Source organism: Streptomyces sp. NPDC096013 (assembly GCF_044763565.1).
Lineage (GTDB): Bacteria > Actinomycetota > Actinomycetes > Streptomycetales > Streptomycetaceae > Streptomyces.
On the sequence record NZ_JBIWGK010000025.1, the window covers coordinates 84,866 to 102,575 of the forward strand.

The 17,710-nt window shown below is 69.4% G+C and carries 16 protein-coding genes; 10 read left to right on the forward strand and 6 right to left on the reverse strand.

What is annotated here, in order from left to right:
• Positions 1–206: 206 nt before the first annotated feature.
• Complete coding sequence (locus tag ACIRB1_RS44170; RefSeq protein WP_403469637.1) at positions 207–2,543, reverse strand: MMPL family transporter; 2,337 nt, start codon at positions 2,541–2,543, stop codon at positions 207–209.
• A 144-nt stretch (positions 2,544–2,687) separates the two neighbouring features.
• On the opposite strand from ACIRB1_RS44170, the gene ACIRB1_RS44175 reads away from it, so the two are divergent.
• On the forward strand, positions 2,688–3,326 hold the full coding sequence (locus ACIRB1_RS44175) for a TetR/AcrR family transcriptional regulator (RefSeq protein WP_403469638.1): 639 nt from the start codon (positions 2,688–2,690) through the stop codon (positions 3,324–3,326).
• A 198-nt stretch (positions 3,327–3,524) separates the two neighbouring features.
• Positions 3,525–3,797 carry a DUF6234 family protein gene (locus tag ACIRB1_RS44180; protein WP_403469639.1) on the forward strand — a complete coding sequence of 91 codons (273 nt, stop codon included), beginning with the start codon at positions 3,525–3,527 and terminating at the stop codon, positions 3,795–3,797.
• Between the two features lie 237 nt (positions 3,798–4,034).
• Here the strand turns inward: ACIRB1_RS44180 and ACIRB1_RS44185 are convergent, their stop codons facing one another.
• Positions 4,035–4,496 carry a GNAT family N-acetyltransferase gene (locus ACIRB1_RS44185; protein WP_403469640.1) on the reverse strand — a complete coding sequence of 154 codons (462 nt, stop codon included), beginning with the start codon at positions 4,494–4,496 and terminating at the stop codon, positions 4,035–4,037.
• Positions 4,497–5,150: 654 nt separating this feature from the next.
• On the opposite strand from ACIRB1_RS44185, the gene ACIRB1_RS44190 reads away from it, so the two are divergent.
• Positions 5,151–5,531 (forward strand): CocE/NonD family hydrolase C-terminal non-catalytic domain-containing protein, encoded by a 381-nt coding sequence (locus ACIRB1_RS44190; RefSeq protein ID WP_403469653.1) that lies wholly within the window; start codon positions 5,151–5,153, stop codon positions 5,529–5,531.
• Positions 5,532–5,632: 101 nt separating this feature from the next.
• Entirely contained in the window at positions 5,633–6,208 is a 576-nt protein-coding gene (locus tag ACIRB1_RS44195) for a SigE family RNA polymerase sigma factor (RefSeq protein WP_403469641.1), read from the forward strand.
• Positions 6,209–7,241: 1,033 nt separating this feature from the next.
• Here the strand turns inward: ACIRB1_RS44195 and ACIRB1_RS44200 are convergent.
• Positions 7,242–7,889 (reverse strand): TetR/AcrR family transcriptional regulator, encoded by a 648-nt coding sequence (locus ACIRB1_RS44200; RefSeq protein ID WP_403469654.1) that lies wholly within the window; start codon positions 7,887–7,889, stop codon positions 7,242–7,244.
• Between the two features lie 204 nt (positions 7,890–8,093).
• Here ACIRB1_RS44200 and ACIRB1_RS44205 point away from each other — a divergent pair, with 204 nt between their 5' ends.
• Positions 8,094–9,563, forward strand: coding sequence for an MFS transporter (locus ACIRB1_RS44205; protein ID WP_403469642.1), 1,470 nt, complete (start codon positions 8,094–8,096; stop codon positions 9,561–9,563).
• A gap of 230 nt (positions 9,564–9,793) precedes the next feature.
• Here the strand turns inward: ACIRB1_RS44205 and ACIRB1_RS44210 are convergent, their stop codons facing one another.
• Together ACIRB1_RS44210 and ACIRB1_RS44215 are read right to left on the reverse strand one after the other, a co-directional pair.
• A complete protein-coding gene (locus tag ACIRB1_RS44210; protein ID WP_403469643.1) occupies positions 9,794–10,084 on the reverse strand; it encodes a hypothetical protein in 291 nt (96 codons plus the stop codon).
• Between the two features lie 5 nt (positions 10,085–10,089).
• Positions 10,090–11,118 carry a lysostaphin resistance A-like protein gene (locus ACIRB1_RS44215; RefSeq protein ID WP_403469644.1) on the reverse strand — a complete coding sequence of 343 codons (1,029 nt, stop codon included), beginning with the start codon at positions 11,116–11,118 and terminating at the stop codon, positions 10,090–10,092.
• Between the two features lie 158 nt (positions 11,119–11,276).
• Here ACIRB1_RS44215 and ACIRB1_RS44220 point away from each other — a divergent pair, with 158 nt between their 5' ends.
• Positions 11,277–13,790, forward strand: coding sequence for a histidine kinase (locus ACIRB1_RS44220; protein WP_403469645.1), 2,514 nt, complete (start codon positions 11,277–11,279; stop codon positions 13,788–13,790).
• A complete protein-coding gene (locus ACIRB1_RS44225) occupies positions 13,790–14,446 on the forward strand; it encodes a response regulator (protein ID WP_403469646.1) in 657 nt (218 codons plus the stop codon). Before ACIRB1_RS44220 ends, ACIRB1_RS44225 begins: the two co-directional genes overlap by 1 nt.
• 150 nt (positions 14,447–14,596) lie before the next feature.
• Here ACIRB1_RS44225 and ACIRB1_RS44230 read toward each other — a convergent pair whose 3' ends face one another.
• Entirely contained in the window at positions 14,597–15,091 is a 495-nt protein-coding gene (locus ACIRB1_RS44230) for a MarR family winged helix-turn-helix transcriptional regulator (protein ID WP_403469647.1), read from the reverse strand.
• A 152-nt stretch (positions 15,092–15,243) separates the two neighbouring features.
• Here ACIRB1_RS44230 and ACIRB1_RS44235 point away from each other — a divergent pair, with 152 nt between their 5' ends.
• The 3 genes from ACIRB1_RS44235 to ACIRB1_RS44245 all read left to right on the forward strand — a co-directional run.
• Entirely contained in the window at positions 15,244–15,996 is a 753-nt protein-coding gene (locus ACIRB1_RS44235) for an SDR family NAD(P)-dependent oxidoreductase (RefSeq protein WP_403469648.1), read from the forward strand.
• Between the two features lie 13 nt (positions 15,997–16,009).
• Complete coding sequence (locus ACIRB1_RS44240) at positions 16,010–16,918, forward strand: NAD-dependent epimerase/dehydratase family protein (RefSeq protein ID WP_403469649.1); 909 nt, start codon at positions 16,010–16,012, stop codon at positions 16,916–16,918.
• Positions 16,919–17,053: 135 nt separating this feature from the next.
• Positions 17,054–17,710: alpha/beta fold hydrolase (locus ACIRB1_RS44245; protein ID WP_403469650.1), on the forward strand; the 657-nt coding region annotated here is incomplete at its 3' end.

Here is a 17,710-nt window from a genome sequence, read left to right on the forward strand (position 1 = left end):
TTGAGCCGGATATCCGTAAGACGCCCGCTCTACGGCCGACGACATGGTCCCTGCGTGCACCACCCCTCGGTCGTCGCGGAGGCCACCATGACTGCCGAGCCGCGCTGGGCGTTCTCCGGTCCGAAAGGGACAAGGCGGCCTGACTGGGACCGCCTTGTCCCTTTCGGATGACCTGATGACGGTGTGGGAGGGGGCGGTGCGGCCGGTCAGCTGATGGTCTCCGCCTGGTGGGCTGGGGCGGGGTGGGGCAGCGGGATCTTCTGCGCGAGCTTGTCGCCTTCGACGTCGAGATCGGGCAGCAAGCGGTTCAGCCGGGCAGGAATCCACCAGGCCTTCTCCTGGGCGAGCGCCATGGTGGCCGGGATGAAGGTCATTCGGATGACGAAGGCGTCGATGAGAATGCCTACGGCCAGTGCGAAGCCGGCCTGTTTGATCATGGGCTGGGCGTTGAAGACGAAGCCGGCGAAGACGGACACCATGATGGTGGCCGCCGCCAGGACGACGGAACTGGCACGCGCGAAGCCGGTGACGGTGGCGTTGATGGCGGTGGCGCCGTGGACGTGTGCTTCGCGTATGGAGGTCCCCAGGAACATCTGGTAGTCCATGGCGAGCCCGTAGAGGACGCCGGTGATGATGATGGGCAGCAGGCTCACGACCGGTGCGGTGGCGTCGAGTCCGATCAGGCTCTGCAGCCAGCCCCACTGGAAGACGGCCGTGGTGAGGCCGAAGGTGGCGGCGATGCTCAGCAGGAAGCCGAGGGTGGCCGTCACCGGGACCAAGAAGGAGCGGAAGACCAGGAGCAGGACGATGAGGGACAGGCCGAGGACGGTGGCCACGTAGAGCGGAAGGACGTCGGCAAGCCGGTCGGAGACATCGATCGCGAGGGCGGTGAAACCGGCGATACCGATGACAGTGCCGTGGGCCGCGTCGATCTGCATGCTTCTGTCCCGCACGGCGGTGACAAGATCCTTGGTGGCGTCGTCGTTCGGGCCGCTGCCGGGGATCAGGCTGAGGATGGCGGTGGTGCCGGTCTGGTTCATCCCGGCCAGGGAGACCGATGTGGTGCCCTTGATGTTTCGCAGGTCCGAGGTCACCGCGGCAAGGGTCGCGGGGGTGAGGGGCCTTCCGTTTGTGGTTGAGCCGACGGCGATCAGAAGGGGGCCGTTGTAGCCGGGCCCGTAGGCGTCGCTGACCAGGTCGTAGCTGCGTCGCTGCCCGGTGTCGGTGTTGTAGCTGGCGCCGGAGGGTAGGCCCAGTTTCATGCCGGCAGCGGGCACCGCCAGGATCGCCGGGATCAGGATCGAGGCCGCGAGGGCGGCGTACCGGTGGCGGACCAGTAGTGCTCCCCAGCGGACGGCCCGGGTGCGCTCGGCGCCGCCTGCCCGCTCCTGATCCCTTCGCCGGGTACGGGTGGGGCAGATGCGTCCTTTGACTAGGCCCAGCAGGGCGGGCAGCAGGGTCAGGGCGAGCAGGACAGCGATCGCGATCGTGCCGGCCGCGACGATGGCCATGGTGCTGAGCAGCGTGATGCCGATGACCAGGAGCCCGGCCAGAGCGATGATGACGGTGCTGCCGGCGAAGAAGACCGCGCTCCCGGCGGTGCCGAGTGCGCGGCCGGTCGCTTCGTGGGGGTCCATGCCCTGGTCGAGGATCAGCCGGCGTTCCCGGTTGACGATGAACAGTGCGTAGTCGATGCCGACGGCCAGCCCCAGCATCAGCGCCAGCACCGCGGCGAGTGAGTGGATCTCGAACAGGGTGGAGAGGGTGAAGGCGCCGCCGACACCCACCGTGACGCCGGCCAGGGCGATGATCAGCGGCAGACCCGCCGCGATGACAGACCCCAGAGTGATCAGCAGGACAACAGCCGCCACGACGACGCCGACGATCTCCCCGACGCCGATGATTTCGGGGATCTCCATCATCGCCGCCGACGGCAGGACTTCCAGGCCGGCGGGCGTGGCCTGCTGCTCGGCGGCCCGGATGGTGCTGTCGATCGTGCCGGAAGGAAGTTCGAAGGTCTGCTCGTCGAACTGGAACTGCATCAGCGCCGTTGAGCCGTCGGCGGAGACGATGACCCCCGGCACCGGCTGACCTCCCTGCTGCAAGGGAACGGGTGCCTTGCCCGAGGACGGTCGCCCGGCGGCTTGGGCAACAGCCGCCTGAGCTCGCAGCAGTGGGCTGTTCTCGCCCCGGGTGACTTCCCGGGCCAGGGCTTTCCTGGCGTCGATGACGTGGTCATGGCCGTAGACAGCGTCGACGGCGGCCAAGAGGGCGGGCCGTGCCTTCGCGTCGTCGATCCGGGCGCCTTCCGGGGCCGTGAAGAGCAGCATGCCCTGGCCGCCGGAGGCCTCCGGCAGGGAGGTGGCCAATCCGTCGATGACCTTCTGGGACGGGGTGCCGTCGATGCGGACTTCGTTGCTGAGCTTGACCGGACTGGTCACGAGCAGAAGGACGATCGCCGCCAGCACGGCGAGCCAACCTCCGATGACGTACCAGGGCTTGCCGTAGGCGAACCTGCCCAGCCGGTACAGCAGAACGGACACAGAGTTCTCCCTCTGATCCAGGCGGTCCGACGGTTCGGACCGCACCAAGAAGTGAGAGGGTACTACCGAACTGGTAGTCAACTATCGATGCGGTAGGCTTCTATCGAATCAGCGGCCTCCTCGGACGTCAGAGAAGAGACACAGATGGCAACTACGGACGGCCGCACGGGTCGACGCCGGGTCGATGCCCGCTCCAGCATGGAGCGCATCGTCATCGCGGGGCGGACGGTGCTGGGCAGAGGCGAAGCCTCTCTGGAACAGATCGCCGCAGAGGCCGGCGTAGGCATCGCCACGCTCTACCGGCACTTCCCCAACCGTGAGGCGATCGTCCGGGCAGTCCTGGAGGACATCCTGGAAACCGACCTGCTCCCTCTCATCGAGCGAGCCGCCGACTCCCCGCACACCCGCCAGGCCCTTCAGGACATCGCCACGCATCTCCTCGACCTGATCACCGAAGAGCGGGGACTGGTCACCTTCGCCGGCAATTTTGCCGACGTCGCAGTGGAAGTCCTCCAGCGCTTCAGTGCCTCACTCCATCCACTTCTGGTGCGCGCACAGCAGGCCGGCGAGATCCGTGCCGACCTCACGGCCGAGGACATCCCTCACTTCCTCGTCATGGCGGTCGCCGGCCTCGCGCTCCCCGGCACCACACCCTCACTGCGCGCCCGCTTCATCACCCTGCTCTTCGACTCCCTCAACCCGGCCAACACAACCCCCCTGCCCCCGCTGCTCGTCGGCGAGAACGACCTGCGAGCCTCGCTCGGCAACGTCGCACGCACCTGATTCATGACCACCTGAACTGCCAGGTCGCCGGAGCCCACACGCATGGGACTCGCGACCGGGTCCTGGCCTTGAGACGACAGTGACTCGGAGCAGCGTGGATCATGTCGTGGACAGCTTCGCCCTCACCGTGTGAGACCGGGGCCGAGGTCCCCTCGGAGCGGTCGGGGCCGGGCAGGTCCATCGCGACACAGGCGCCGGGTGAGTGCAGATCCTGAACGTACTGGTCGGGCCGTGTCCCTGTCCGTGGGCCTGGCTGTTTTGGAGTTGTCGGCTCTAGGGGTGATCTGGTTTTTCTGGATTTCGTCGTACTGGTCGGCCTTCGGCGCGCAGCACTGCGGCGCAACGCCGGATGCCTACCTGTGGAAGGCCGTGTGTGTGGCGGTAGCCGCGCTGGTTTCAGCTGTTGTGGTCGGAGTCCGCCGGGTTCCCGTGGTTGCCGTCACCCAACTTGTCATAGCCCTCGCCATTTGAGCGGCCCTGACTGGTGCGAAGGCCGCTGGTGAAAGCGTTCACGAGTCCTCCTAGCGGGATGCCTGTCTCTCAAGTCTGTCCCGTGACGGACCTTCATCCCCGCGATGAGCTGACGCGAGCAACGCTCAGAACCTGTGGATCAGCCCGGGGAGGACGTCCGTGCTGATTACTGCGGCAGCTCCGGCGTGTTCGAGACCGGTGACGGTGCGGTCTGCACGTGGGGGAGGACGCAGGACTTCACTCCGGGATCGTGCGCTGGTACCGGGTGAGGGTCCGGCCGGAGATCGACCCGGAGGGTACACGGCCGGTGGGGACACCGCCCATGGCCTCGTAAAATGGCTCGGCGTTGGGGTCGGCGTCGATGGTGAACCCGGTGAACCCCAGCGCCCGGGCAGTCTCCACCGCATGCGTGAACAGCAGACGGCCGACACCCTGCCCGATCGCATCCGGATCGACGAACATCATGCCGAGAACACCCTGCGGCGCCACACCTTCAAGAGTCGTGAACCCCACGATGCGGCCGTCGCGTTCCGCAACAGCCGTCCGACGTGTGGCCAACTGTGGATCCCTGAGCGTGAGTTCCTCCCGACACGCCTCAAGGAACGCCGTGTCATACCCCCAGTGGGCCTTTGAGCGGAGCGCCAGATCAGACAGGAAGCCCGCTTCCCCGTCCTGGGCGGGACGGATCGAGATCGTCACTCAGTGCCTCCACGGAGTCGTTGTCACTCCATGATCCACGGACACGGTTTCAGAATGAGGGCGATCCACGGAACGGCTCCAGATTTCAGACAGACACTCACCTTGTTCTTTATCTACCCGCATGTCCTTGCAGTCGATCTGCTGAGCCTGAAGGCCTGATGTCGGGTGATCGGCTGCTCTGCCCACCGAAGTCCTGGAAGTCTTGGGGCTGCGCCTGAGCAACACGCGGCTGGAGCAGCGGTGGCCGACAGACGTTTCCGGAACAGGGCAACTTCCAACGGTATCCAGGTTGTTGACGGCATGGAGGCGATGGCCCCGCGATCGTGCGGAATTGTCTGCTCTGTGTACGAATGCCGAGCGACCGGAGGCTGCGTCCATGCGTTCCCACCGATCTGATGCGTCACCTCGCCGACGCGGGCCGCGCGCGCCGCTGACCGTGGCGGTGATCGCAGCCACGGTGGCCGCCGTGCTGCCGGCCGGCCTTCGTTTCCTGGGAGGTCCGTCGACGACGGAGACGGGCCGGTCGGCCTCTCCGGCGGTGAGCGGGCCGGACGGGTCCGGGGCGGGCGAGCCGGGCCTGTCCGGGGAGAGCAAAGCGGTGTACTCGCAACCGGACCGGCGACCATCCGGCAATACGGCTCCGGTGGCCCGGGCATCACCACGCTCGTCGGCCGGACCTGCTGGGGCGCGAGCACCACCGCGGACAGCGCCTGCTACAAGCAGACGGAGGCCGACACCACGCACGTCACCTCCACCGTCTTCAGCCGGGGCTGGGCCGCCCTGCGAACCTGCGCCGACGCCCACAAGGTCGCCGCGCTGGCGCCCGGCAAGCCCTGCACACTGACTCTCGACCTCGCGGCCACCGACCACGCCGTCCCGGCAGGACACCGACTCGCCCTGATCATCGCGGGGACCGACCGCGGCTTCGCCCAGCGGGTCGCCGACCGGCCGACGATCACCCTCGACCTGGCCCACACCTCCCTGCGGACAGCGGCTGTCGGCGGATCCAAGGCCCTCACGGCGGCGCTAGGTTGATGGCGACCGGACAGTTCACTGCGCCCGAGCGGGCAACCGTTCGGCCACGCCGTGTGGTTGACGGGGTACGGGAGGGACGACGAGGGCAGGGGCGCGACGGAGTGAGCCAATCGGCGGCGGACGGCGAGTCGGGATTCGAGGACTTCGTCGCCACCCGCGGGGACCGCTTGTACCGGGCCGCATGGCTCCTGACGGGCGACGCACACGCGGCAGAGGATCTTTTGCAGACGGTTCTGGCCCGGGTGTGGCCCAAGTGGTCGCGCATCGCGGGGGATAACCCAGAGGCGTACACGCGCCGGGCGTTGGTCAACGGCTACGCGACCTGGTGGCGACGGCGCTGGCGGGGCGAGACACCCACGGGGGACCTCCCGGAGGTCTCCCCGGCCCGGAATGTCTTCGCCGACATCGATCTGGAGCAGTCGCTGGCCTCCGTGATCCGTCAACTGCCGCCACGGCAGCGGGTGGTGGTGCTGCGCTATTTCGAGGACCTGAGTGTGGAGGAGACCGCCCCGGTACTGGGCTGCCGTCCCGGCACGGTCAAGAGCCAGGCCGCCAAAGCACTTCGGCTCCTGCGCCGCCAGCTCACGCCGTCACATCTCCTGGCAGTCGGTGAACAGCCGTGCCGCGTTCGGAAGAAGAGACGGCACAGAGGCCGGAAGAAGAACCGCTGCGTCTGATGCTGGCCCGGGCCACCCCGGCGGGCTCGAATCCCCGATGGGTCCAGGAGATCCGGCAGCGGGTGACGGCGTACCGGCGCCGTCGTCGTATCTGGCTGGCTGGCGGGCGCCACCGCCACAGTCGACGTCGCGGCGGTCGGTGTGGTGGTGCAGACCTGGCCCTCCTCCCCGCCTCCGGAGCGAACTGCGGCAGCACCGCCGGCATCCTGGGCGCCGCCCGGGTTCACCGACATCCGGCGGGCTGGTCTGTCCCGGGAGCCGAGTCGGGGGTGGCAGGTCGTCCTGCCGAGGGGCGCCCGCTCAGGGTCCGTGTCATCGTTTCGTTCAGTCCGGTTTCCCGGTCCCCGTCGACTCCTCTCAGCGCGGGCGCGGTGCTGGAGTTCTACGTCCGGAGCGATGACGCCAACGCGCGCGCGACGGTGCGTCAGGTGTACCCGGTCGACGACTGGTGCGAACGGGCGGGAGGGAACCGGCAACTGGTCGCCGTCCGGTCGCGGGCCGGCGACGGGGGGAGAGGCACGGAGCGGTTACGCCTGCCTGAACGACGCCTCGCGGGCAGTGATCGACCAGGCGAGCGAGATCCTCACCCGGACGTCCGCCACCGCGGTGGGCGCGAGCAGCAACTGAGGGGCAAGGAAACCCCTGAAGAGGAAACCATCTGCGGATGACCGGCGCGAGTCGCGTCTCGCGCAGCGTGAAGGGGCAACTGGAACGCAGCGAGGTCGACACCCTCGCCGCCTACGTCAAGGCGCTCGGTGGCAAGTTGAAGATTGTTGCTGACTGATGATGAGACCTGCGTCCTCGCCGTGAGACTGGCCGCCTTGCGCGTCGTGACGCCGCCGATGTTGGAGCCAGGCGTGCACACTTGCGCGCTCGACGAACCCGACTCCCGCAGCGCGGCCTTGGGTTCGCGCACTCCGTCGGCCGTCGGGGTACGCGGCACGATTGTCCTGGTCGGGGTCAGACGCTCCGTCCAGGTGTCCCGTAAACGATTGACCGACCACGTGCCGCGTGGTGTTGGTGGGCGGTCGGTTCAGGCGCCGGCCTGGAGGCGCAGGCCGGTCAGGGTGAGTTCCAGTGCGGAGCGGAACTGGTCGACGTCGTCGTGGCCGTCGAAGTCGTCCACGATCTCGTGGACGAACGGGAATTCCTCGGGGTCGAGTTCCCGCCAGCTCTTCGCGAAGCGGCTGAGGAATTCCTCGCGGGTCGTGGCGCCGTCGAGGACCTCCTGGGGCGGCTGCTGGCCGAGATCGACGGCGGAGCCGACGACGACGCCGATGACGGCGGACACCGCGTAGAACCGCTGGAGGGCGGTGAGGTCGAGGCGGAGCGTCTGCTGGCCGAGCCTCTCGTAGAGGCGCAGGGCGTTGCCCTGGACGTCGGTGTTGCGCATGAAGTAGTCGCCCAGCCAGGGGCGTTCGACGATCCTGTCGAAGAGCGTCAGTGCCATCTCGCGCAGGGCGTCGATCGGGTCGTCGCGGTGCGGAAGGCTCTCGATGTCGACCAGGACCGTGGCCATGACGTGGTCGGTGGCACGGTCGAGGAGTTCGTCCTTGCTGTCGACATACCAGTAGATGCTGGCCACTCCGCCGCCGAGGCGCTGGGCGAGTGCCCGGAAGGTGAGGGCCGACGGGCCGGCCTCGTCCAGCAGGGCCACCGCCTCCGTGAGGACGGACTCCATCGAGTGCGAGGCCCGTCGGCGTCCCGTACCAGAGCGGCTCTGAAGGCGTGCCATGGCTGTCGTCTCCTCGCTTTTCACGTCGCGTCTTGCATCGTATCGAACGTTGTTCTATCGTACCGCATCGTACGATGTTCGATACCCGTACAACGTTCGATGACCGTTCGCCGTTCGATGACCGAACGATGTTCGACCGGAAGGCCTGTGATGACCACCACCACGCTGCACTCACCCGCACGCGTCTACCCGTCCCTACGAGCGGCGTGGATACCCCTGGCAGCCCTCTGCCTGGCCTTCTTCGTCGAAATGGTCGACAACACACTGCTCTCGATCGCCCTGCCCACGATCGGCCGCGACCTCGGCAGCGGGACAACCGCACTGCAGTGGGTGACCGGCGCCTACTCGCTGACCTTCGGCGGACTGCTCCTCACCGCCGGGTCGACAGCCGACCGGTTCGGCCGTCGCCGAGTACTGCTGATCGGGCTCGGCGTGTTCGGCTCGCTGAGCCTGTGCGTCGTCCTCGTCACCACGGCGGGCGAGCTCATCGCCCTCAGGGCCGCGCTCGGCATAGCCGCCGCCGCGATGGCCCCGATCACGAACTCCCTCGTCTTCCGCCTCTTCGACGACAAGGCGCTGCGGATGCGCGCCATGACGGTGATGATCGTCGTGGGCATGTCCGGCTTCGTCCTCGGCCCCCTGCTCGGCGGCACCGCGCTGGCCCACGTGCGGTGGGAGTGGCTGCTGGTCGTCAACGCCCCCATCGCCCTGATCGCCTGCGTCGGCGTACGCCTCGGCGTCGCCGCCGACCGGGCCGAGGACCTGACCAAGGACGCGCTCGACGTACCCGGCGCAGTCCTGAGCGTCACGGCCATCGGGCTCGCCTGCTACTCGCTGACCAGTGGCGTCGAGCACGGCTGGCTCTCCACGATCACCTTGCTGTCGATCGCCGGGGCGGTCGCGGCCGCGATCGCGTTCGTCCGGCACGAACACCGCAGCGCCGCCCCCATGCTGGATCTGGGTCTGTTCACGAACGGCACCGTCCGGGGTGCGACCATCGCGCAGGTCGGTACGTCCATCGCGATGGCCGGCATCATGTTCGGCCTGATCCTGCACTTCCAGTACGCCTACGGGTGGAGCCCGGTGCGTGCCGGGCTGGCCAACCTGCCGATCATCGTGACCATGCTCGTCGCGACCCCCCTGTCCGAATGGCTCGGCCGCCGCTTCGGCCACCGCATCGCCTGCCTGGTGGGCGCGGCCTGCCTGGCCGGTTCGCTGGCGGGGCTGTCTTGGGGCGTCGATCACGGATACGGTGCCATCGCGGCCTGCATGGTGATCATGACCGTAGGACTGCGGACCGTGATGACGATCTGTGCGGTCGCACTCGTCGACGCGATGCCCGCCAACCGCACCTCCATCGGCGCCGCCCTCAACGACACCGCCCAGGAGGTCGGCTCCAGCATCGGCACCGCGGTGGTCGGCACCCTCATCGCCGCCCTGGTCACCACCCAACTGCCCGCCGGCACCTGGAGCCACGGCCTGGTGGCGTCCTTCTTCCACGGCGAACGGGTCACGTACGGCGTCCTCGCCATCGTCGTCGGCCTGATCGCCGCGGGCGGCGCGCTCAGCCTCACCGACTCCCACAGCGTCGAGGAACACCCCGAAGAGGACGCCGCCTGACGAGACGGGCGACCACTTCGGCACGGCCCCACGGAGCGTCCACATCGTCACCGACCACCGGCCGAGGCGAAGACAGCCCCGCGCACGAACGGTTCACCCTCGCCGCCGAGCCAACCCGGCGGCGAGGGTGTGCCGCGGCTCGGGGCTACCACCCCTACGACCCGCAGGCGTCACCCACCACGGCACCCAACACCCAACGGAATGTCCGCGCGTCGGGTTCCGACGGGGTGTCATTTGGAGGCGTCGTCGGACGGGTTCGTCTGGCTGCCACGGTTGGTCAGGAGACTGAGTACCGCGCTGGTCGTGGACATCGCCGCGAGCCTGACACACCACGAGGCGATCGCGTTGTTCCCGACGGTGGAGGCCAGCAGCGGCAGGTCGAGGAGCACACCGCTCAGCAGGACGGCGACCAGGGCGGCGACCGGCCATGTCCACAGCGCGGGCTCGTTCCCTACGGAGAGCACGGCGCCCGCCAGGGTCACGAGCGTACTCAGGACGATGACGAGTGTGGTGATGTCCATGGCGGTCAGCGGCTTCGGCTAGGAGTGGCAGAGACGGAGACAGGGGGAGCGGCCTGTGGGGACGAGTGCATGGGCGGTACGTACCGTGGCAGCGGCTGGGGGAGTGGGGTGGTCGACAGCGGAGCCGGGGCGGCGACGGCGCGGGCGAGGGTGTCCCGGCGGCGGGCGGCGAACCACAGCACGACCGCTGCGTACGCCGCGATCGCCACGATGTCGACCGCCACCCATTGCCAGGTCGCGTCGGCCGCCGTGTCGTCGTTCTTCAGGCCGTCGACGACGGCGGCTCCGAGGCCGAAGGCGATGAGGTTGTTGATCACGTGCAGACCGATGGCCGCCTCCAGGCCCCCGGTCCGTACTGTCAGCCAGCCGGCCGCCAGACCGAAGACGACCAGGTCGGCGAAGCCCCACGGGGTGCCCCAGCCGTGGGCCGCGGCGAAGAGGACTGCCTGGGGCACGACCGCGATCCAGGGAGACCGGAAGAAGCCGCCGACCGCCTGCGTCAGCCAGCCGCGGAAGACGTACTCCTCGGCGGCGGCCTGGAGCGGGACCAGTACCAGCAGCATGGCCAGCGCGGGCAGGAAGACGTGCCAGCCCGCCCATCCGGGGGCCGGAGTGTCGTCGGAGGGCAGCAGGAGGGCGGCAGCGTCGACCGCGGCGAAGACGGGTAGCGCGACCAGCAGGCACAGTCCCAGCCAGCGCCCGCGCAGCCGTCCGGTGACCGACGACGCCGTGCCGATGGGGCGGCGGCCGATCCACCGCACGGCCAGCAGGACCAGTGGAATAGCCAGCACGATGTACAGCAGGTCCAGGGCGGTGCCGGTGACCGGGCCGAACTCGGCGAAGCCGTCGTGATCTTTGGGGTAGCCCTGGTGGTTGCCCCAGCTGTCGGCGGCGGAGGACAGCAGGATCAGGGCCAGCAGCCAGCCCCCGGCTATGAACAGGGTTCCGGCCAGCGGCCGCCACCAGCGGTGACGGGCGGAGGCAAGGGCCAGCCGGTGGTAGGGAAGTTGCTCGGCGCACAGTGGATTCGTCATGGCTACAGACTGTCCGCGGGCGAGGGCCGGGTCATCGGCCCTCGGCAGGACCGCTCTCTCTATCGCTGGATAGAGCCGGATAGAGCTGGATGGAACCGGAACGAGCTGGCCGGAGAAGGCTGCTCGGGGGCGCGTCGCGCCCTACGCTCGTGTCCGACATGGAGACCATCCGTAACTGGCTGCTGCCCGCACTGCTCGCGGTCGGGCAGGCGGCCTGGTTCCTGCCCGGAAACACCCTGCGGGAGGGCGAACTGCCCAGCCCCGCCGCCTTCGTCGTCATCGTGGCCGCCGTGGTGGTGGAGACCGTGGCGCTGGGGTGGCGGCGGCGCACGCCGGTCGCGGCGCTGGGGTGGACGCTCGGAGCGTCGTTGGTGGTCCAGTCGTTGTCGACCGACGGCTCCGCCGACGTCGGCCCGCTGTTCGCGCTGTACTCCGTAGCGGTCCGGTGCCCCACTCGCGTCACGGTCCTCGCCCTCGCCGCCACCACCGCGTGCGACTGGGGGCTGTCCACCGTACGGATCGGCTTGCGGCCCTCCCTCGTGTCGGAGTTGGCGATCGCTGCCGTCGTGTACGTGACCTGCGCCGGGCTGGGCGCGGCGCGACGCCAGTGGCTCGCCGGACGGCTGACGGCGGCCCGGCTGCTGGCCGGGGCCGAGGAGAGCAGACAGCGGGCGGGTGACATCGAACGCCACCGGCTGGCCCGGGAGTTGCACGATGTCAGCGCTCACCACCTGACATCGGTCGTGGTCACCGTCGACGCGGCCCGCCGACTCGGCGGCAGCAGGCCCGAACTGGCCGTCGAGGCTTTGGCGTTCGCCGAACGGACGGGCGGCGAGACCCTGACCGCGATCCGGCGACTGGTCGCGGTGATGCGGACGACGGAGCAGGCGGACACCGCAGACACCGCGCGTGACCCGGACGGCGCAAGCCACGCAAACCTTGTAAGCGTTACGGGTGTTATGGGCACCAATGGCGTTCAGGAAGGCATGTGCGGTGCTGGCAGTGCGGGCGGTGCGGGTCGTCCGGAACTCCGCCCCGGGCCTCGGCCGATGACCCGTCCGATTGAGGAACTGGTCGCCGGTTTCGGCCGGTTGGGCCGGCCGATCGCCACCCGGATGCCCGACGATCTGGCCGGACCGGCCGGCGAGGCGGTCTTCGGCATCGTCCGGGAAGCCCTCACCAACGCGCTGCGGTACGCGCCCGGCGCCGCCGTCCGGATCGACGTACGGCGGGAGGAGGGAGCATTGGACCTCGCCGTGGACAACGACCCGCCGCGTGCCTCGGCACAACCCGCCGGAGCGGGCCTGGGATCCGGGCGCGGGGTCGCGGGGATGCGGGAGCGCGCGGCGGCCGTCGGCGGCGAACTCACCGCCGGTCCCGGGCCGGGCGGGGGCTGGCGGGTGCGAGCCACGCTGCCCGACAGCACCGGTCCGCGGCGGCCCGTCGTACGCTCCAGGCGGCGGGACTTCCTGCGGGAGCAGCGGCTGACGGACGGCGCGCTCGCGTTCACGGCGACGGTGGCTCCGCTGCTCGTCGCGCTCGTGGCCGCGGAGGAGTGGACGGACCGGGGCGGCTGGGCCCTCTCCTCCATCGGCGTACTGTCTGTGCTGCTGGCCCTGCACGCGCTGCCCCTGCTGTGGCGGCGGCGGGCGCCCTGGGCGGCGCTGGCCGGGGTGATGGCCACGGCGTGGCTGTGGCCGGTGGTGCGCGTGTTCACCGAACTGCCGTCGCGGTTCGCGCAGTTCCTGGTGGGCGGCGGATGTGCGGAGCTGCTGGTCGTGTACGCGGTGGCGGCCTATGGCCGCGGTGCCGGACGGACCTGGCCGGCGGCGGTCGCCCCCGCCTTCGGACTGGCCGGTGCGGTGACGGCGACGGCGGCCGCCGACGGATCCGTCGCGGACGGGTCCTCACTGGGCGGGATCTGGGCGTGGGCTCTCGCGGTGCTCGTCGCTCTGGCGATGGGGCTGGTGATCTGCCTGTTTCTCGCGCCGGTGTGGGTTGCGGGTGTGGCCGTCAGAGGGCGCAGGCTGCGCGTCCTGGCACGGGAGGACTCCGAACTCGCCGATTCCGTACGGCAGGCGGAGGCCGCCGCCGAGGACGAGCGGCGCAGGCTGGCCGTCAGCCTCCAGGACGCGGTCCTGCGGCGGACGGCGGGCGTGGTGGAACTGGCCCGCCAGGGGCGCCTGGACGAGGTGGCCGCGGAGGCCCGCTCGGCGCTGGCCGCGATGCGTGAGCTGCTGCATAGCCTCGGAGACGCGGAGGCGTCGCGGCAGCGCCTCGCTCCCCAGCCGACCGCCGCCGAACTCGACGCCCTGTGCCACCAACTGCGTTCGGCAGGACGGGAAGTGACGCTGCGGGGGATACCCGAAGCGGTCGCGGGGCTGCCCGTGCCGGTGGCTCTTTCGGCCTACCGCGTGGTGGAAGCGGCGCTCGGTGCGGGCGACCGGGGGCCGGCCCGGGTGACCCTGCGGCGGCGCCGTAACACCCTGCACATCACCGTCGCCGGGGTACGCCTGGCCGTCGCGGGCCCGGTCGCGGAACGGCTACGGGTGCAGGCCACGTCCGCCGAGGGCCGGATCACCCTCGACACGGCCGGTACGGTACGAGTGTCGCTGCCTGCCGGGCCGTCTCCGGCCCCCGTTCAGGAGGTACCCCCGTCGCCATACGCGTGATGGTCGTCGACGACCAGGCGGTGGTCCGGGCCGGATTCGCCGCGATCGTCGACGCCGAACCCGACATGACCGTGATAGGCGAGGCCGGCGACGGGGCGACGGCGGTTTCGCTCGCTGCCCGCGAGGCCCCCGACCTGGTGCTGATGGACATCCGCATGCCCGGCATGGACGGACTGACCGCGACCCGGCTCATCACCGCGCTGGAGAGCCGGCCACGCGTCCTGGTCCTGACCACCTTCGACCTCGACGTCTACGTGTACGAGGCACTGCGCGCCGGATCGTCGGGCTTCCTCCTCAAGGACGCCCAGCCGGAAGACCTGTTGGCGGCGATCCGGGTCGTCGCCGCCGGTGATGGCATCCTCGCCCCGGCCGTCACCCGCCGCCTCATCGACACCTTCGCCCAGGGAGCTCCTCCGCCGCCCGCCGTCACCGGCGTCCTCGACCAACTCACCCCGCGCGAACGGGAAGTACTGCTGCACATCGCCTCCGGTCTCACCAACGCCGAGATCGCCACTCACCTCGGTGTGACCACCGGTACCGTGAAAACCCACGTCAACGCTCTGCTCACCAAGCTGGGGCTGCGTGACCGCGTGCAGGCGACGATCCTGGCGTACGAGTGCGGACTGATCCGGCCGGGCGGGGCGCCCACCGCGTGACTCCCTCGGCGAGAGCTGCACCCGAAGACATCTCGCACTCGGGAAACGGCACATCGTCGATGACCCACACCTTGGGCCGGACCACTTCGGCCGGCCGTTCAGCGATCAGCCGCCGCACCGGAGCCCCCTGCCACGGCGACTGGCCGACCGTCAGCAGTCCGCTTCGCCGGGGGTGATCACTTCGCGCTGGGCGGTCTGTGCGACGCGGGCGAGCAGGGTGCGCAGCTGCTCTGCTTCGTGGTCGTCGAGGTCGGTCAAGAGGCGCGCTTCGGCGGCGTCGAGGCTGTGGCGTACCTGGGTCAGGAGTTCGTGTCCGGTCTCGGTGATGACGACCTGGCGTGCGCGCCGGTCGCGCGGGTCGGGCGTGCGGGTCACCAGTCCGTGTGCTTCGAGGTCGTCCAGGAGATAGCTCATCACGGTGCGATCCAGGTTGACCTCCTTTGCCAGGGCGAGCTGCGAGGGAGGCTTGCCGCCGCCGGCCAGGGCGACCAGTACCAGGTAGCCGCGCGCACCCCCGGGCAGGTCGGCAACTGAGGCGGTGGCAACCCGGCGGAATGCCGTGGAAACCATGCGGATCGCCCAGCCCAGGTCGGTGTCCAGCGCAAGGCCTGCGGCTTCACCGCGGGGCTGCTTCTTCTCGGACATGGATGCACTCACCCGCGCACTCTAACAGAAATACGCTGTCCACAAGATGTTCTTGTGGACAGAACATCTTGTGTGCATAGTTGTTTGGGTGAGGGCGCGCCCCGGACGTGAACCGTTCGGCGTGCCGACAGCAGTACAGAGGGAAGATCATCATGAGCATCAGTACCGCTTTGCAGGGCCGCACTGCACTCGTGACCGGAGCGACGTCGGGTATCGGTAGGGCCGTCGCGCAGAACCTGGCTCACCAGGGCGCCACGGTCGTGCTGCATGGCCGCGACCAGGCCAGGGGCGAGGCCCTGGCCAAAGAGATAGCGGCCGAGGGCGGCACCGCCCGTTTCATCGTCGCGGACCTCACCGATGCCGAGGACACGCTGCGCTTGGGCGCCGAGGCCGGCGCGGTGGACATCCTGGTGAACAATGCGGGCCTGTATGAGTTCGCGCCGACCGCGGCGAGTGATGCCGCGAGCTTCGACCGGCAGATCGCGGTCAACACGCGCGCCCCGTTCCTCCTGGTCGGAGCTCTGGCTCCAGGCATGGCCGAGCGAGGTCACGGCTCGATCGTGATCGTCGGCTCCAGCGCGGCCCGGATGCCCGCTCCCATTGGTGCCGCGTACGGCGCCTCCAAGGCCGGCGTGGAGATCCTGACCCGTTACTGGGCCACCGAGTTCGGACCCGCCGGCGTGCGCGTCAATGCCGTTTCGCCTGGCCCTGTGCACACCGAGGGCACGAAGGCGGCGCTCGGTGAACACACGGCGATGCTGGACAAGACCAACGCACGCGGCCGTGCCGGAGACCCCGCCGAGATCGCTGAGGTCGTCTCGTTCCTGGTCAGTGCGTCCAGCTCCTACGTCAACGGTGCCGTTCTGTTCGCCGACGGCGGCGAACGGAGCGCCCTGCCCTCCTGAGGAAGACACGGTCATGAACATCTTCGTGATCGGCGCCACCGGCTTCGTCGGCGGCGCTCTCGCCCGACACCTCACGACGCATGGGCACACGGTCACCGGACTGGCACGTACCGAAGAGGCAGCAGGCACGCTTCAGGCCCAGGGCATCATCCCGCTCGCGGGCGACCTGGACACACGCCGACAAGCCGTCATCCAAGCGGCGCGGGCCGCGGACGCGACGATCTACGCCGCCCAGACCGGCGCGGAGCAGGAAACCACGACCGTGCGGGAACTGATGGGTGCGCTGGCCGGTACCGGCAAGACGCTCATGTTCCTGTCCGGCAGCGGGGTGCTGCTTCAGCGCACCGGCGGGTCGTGGAGCCCGGACGTCTTCACCGAGAACGACCCGTTCACGCCAGAGCCCTTGGCCGACTTCCGCAAGGCCGCCGAGGACACGGTCCTGGCCGCCGGCGAGCGGAAACTGCGCACGATGATCATCCGCCCCGGCCTGATCTGGGGCCCCGGCGACCACGGGCACATGTCAATGATCTACCGGTCTGTCGCCGTGACCGGTGCGGCCAACTATGTCGGTGAAGGGTTGAACACCTACAGCCACGTCCACGTTGACGACGTGGCCCGTCTGTTCGCTCTCGCCCTGGACAAGGGACAGACAGGAGCGCTCTACCACGCGGCCGCCGGGGAGACTCCCAACCGCTGGATCGCGGAGAAGGTCGCCGAAGACCTCGATGTGCAGGCCCGCAGTCTCACCGCCGAGGAAGCGGTGGGGGTGTGGGGTGAGTTCGGCGCCCTGATCATGGCTGCCTCCAGCCGCATCCGCGCACCCCGCGCCCAGCGGGAGCTGGGCTGGCAGCCCGAACACCCCGACATGCTGACCATGATCGGCGCGGAACACCTGCGCCGACTCGCCCGCCGCAGCGCCTGACCTGTGGCTTCGCCGCCACCGGCACACCAGCCTCGGTGGCGGAGCCGTCTCGTGCGGCATCCGGCGGCACGTATGACCTACTTCCGCAGCGGACCCCGTTCCGATTGCTTTCGCCCCTACGAAAGGCGGCTCCCCGTGACTACGGCCGACTGGCTTCCCGCCGGCTTCACGACCCACAAGATCGCCAGCAACAGCACCCGCCTGTCAGTGGCCGTCGGGGGCAGCGGACCTGTTCTGGTCCTGCTGCACGGCTGGCCCCAGACCTCCCGCGCCTGGGCCCGCGTCATGCCCGCCCTTGCCGAGTCCCGCACAGTCGTCGTGCCCGACCTGCGCGGCACCGGAGACAGCGACCGCCCCGAAGGCGGCTACGCCAAGACCCACCAGGCCGACGACATACGCGGCCTTCTGACGGCCCTCGATCTGAACGGTCCGGTGGCCGTGGCCGGCCACGACATCGGCTCCATGGTCGCCCTCGCCTGGGCCGCCGCCCACCCCGAGGACATCTCCCACCTCATCCTCGTCGACGCCCTTCTGCCCGGCCTCGGCCTGGAAGAGGCGATGAATGTCGCCGAGGGCGGCATGTGGCACTTCGGCTTCTTCATGACCCCGCACTTCCCTGAAATGCTCTTCGCCGGCCATGAACTGGAGTTCTTTTCCGCCAACACGTTCACCGCCATGTCCAACCGTTGCCGAGGCCGTAGTCAGGTCTCAGCATTCCGGGCATTGCGGCCCGGAAGGTCCGTCACATCACCAGAGCGTGAGGGCTTCGGTTTGAGGACGGTCTCTCGTTTC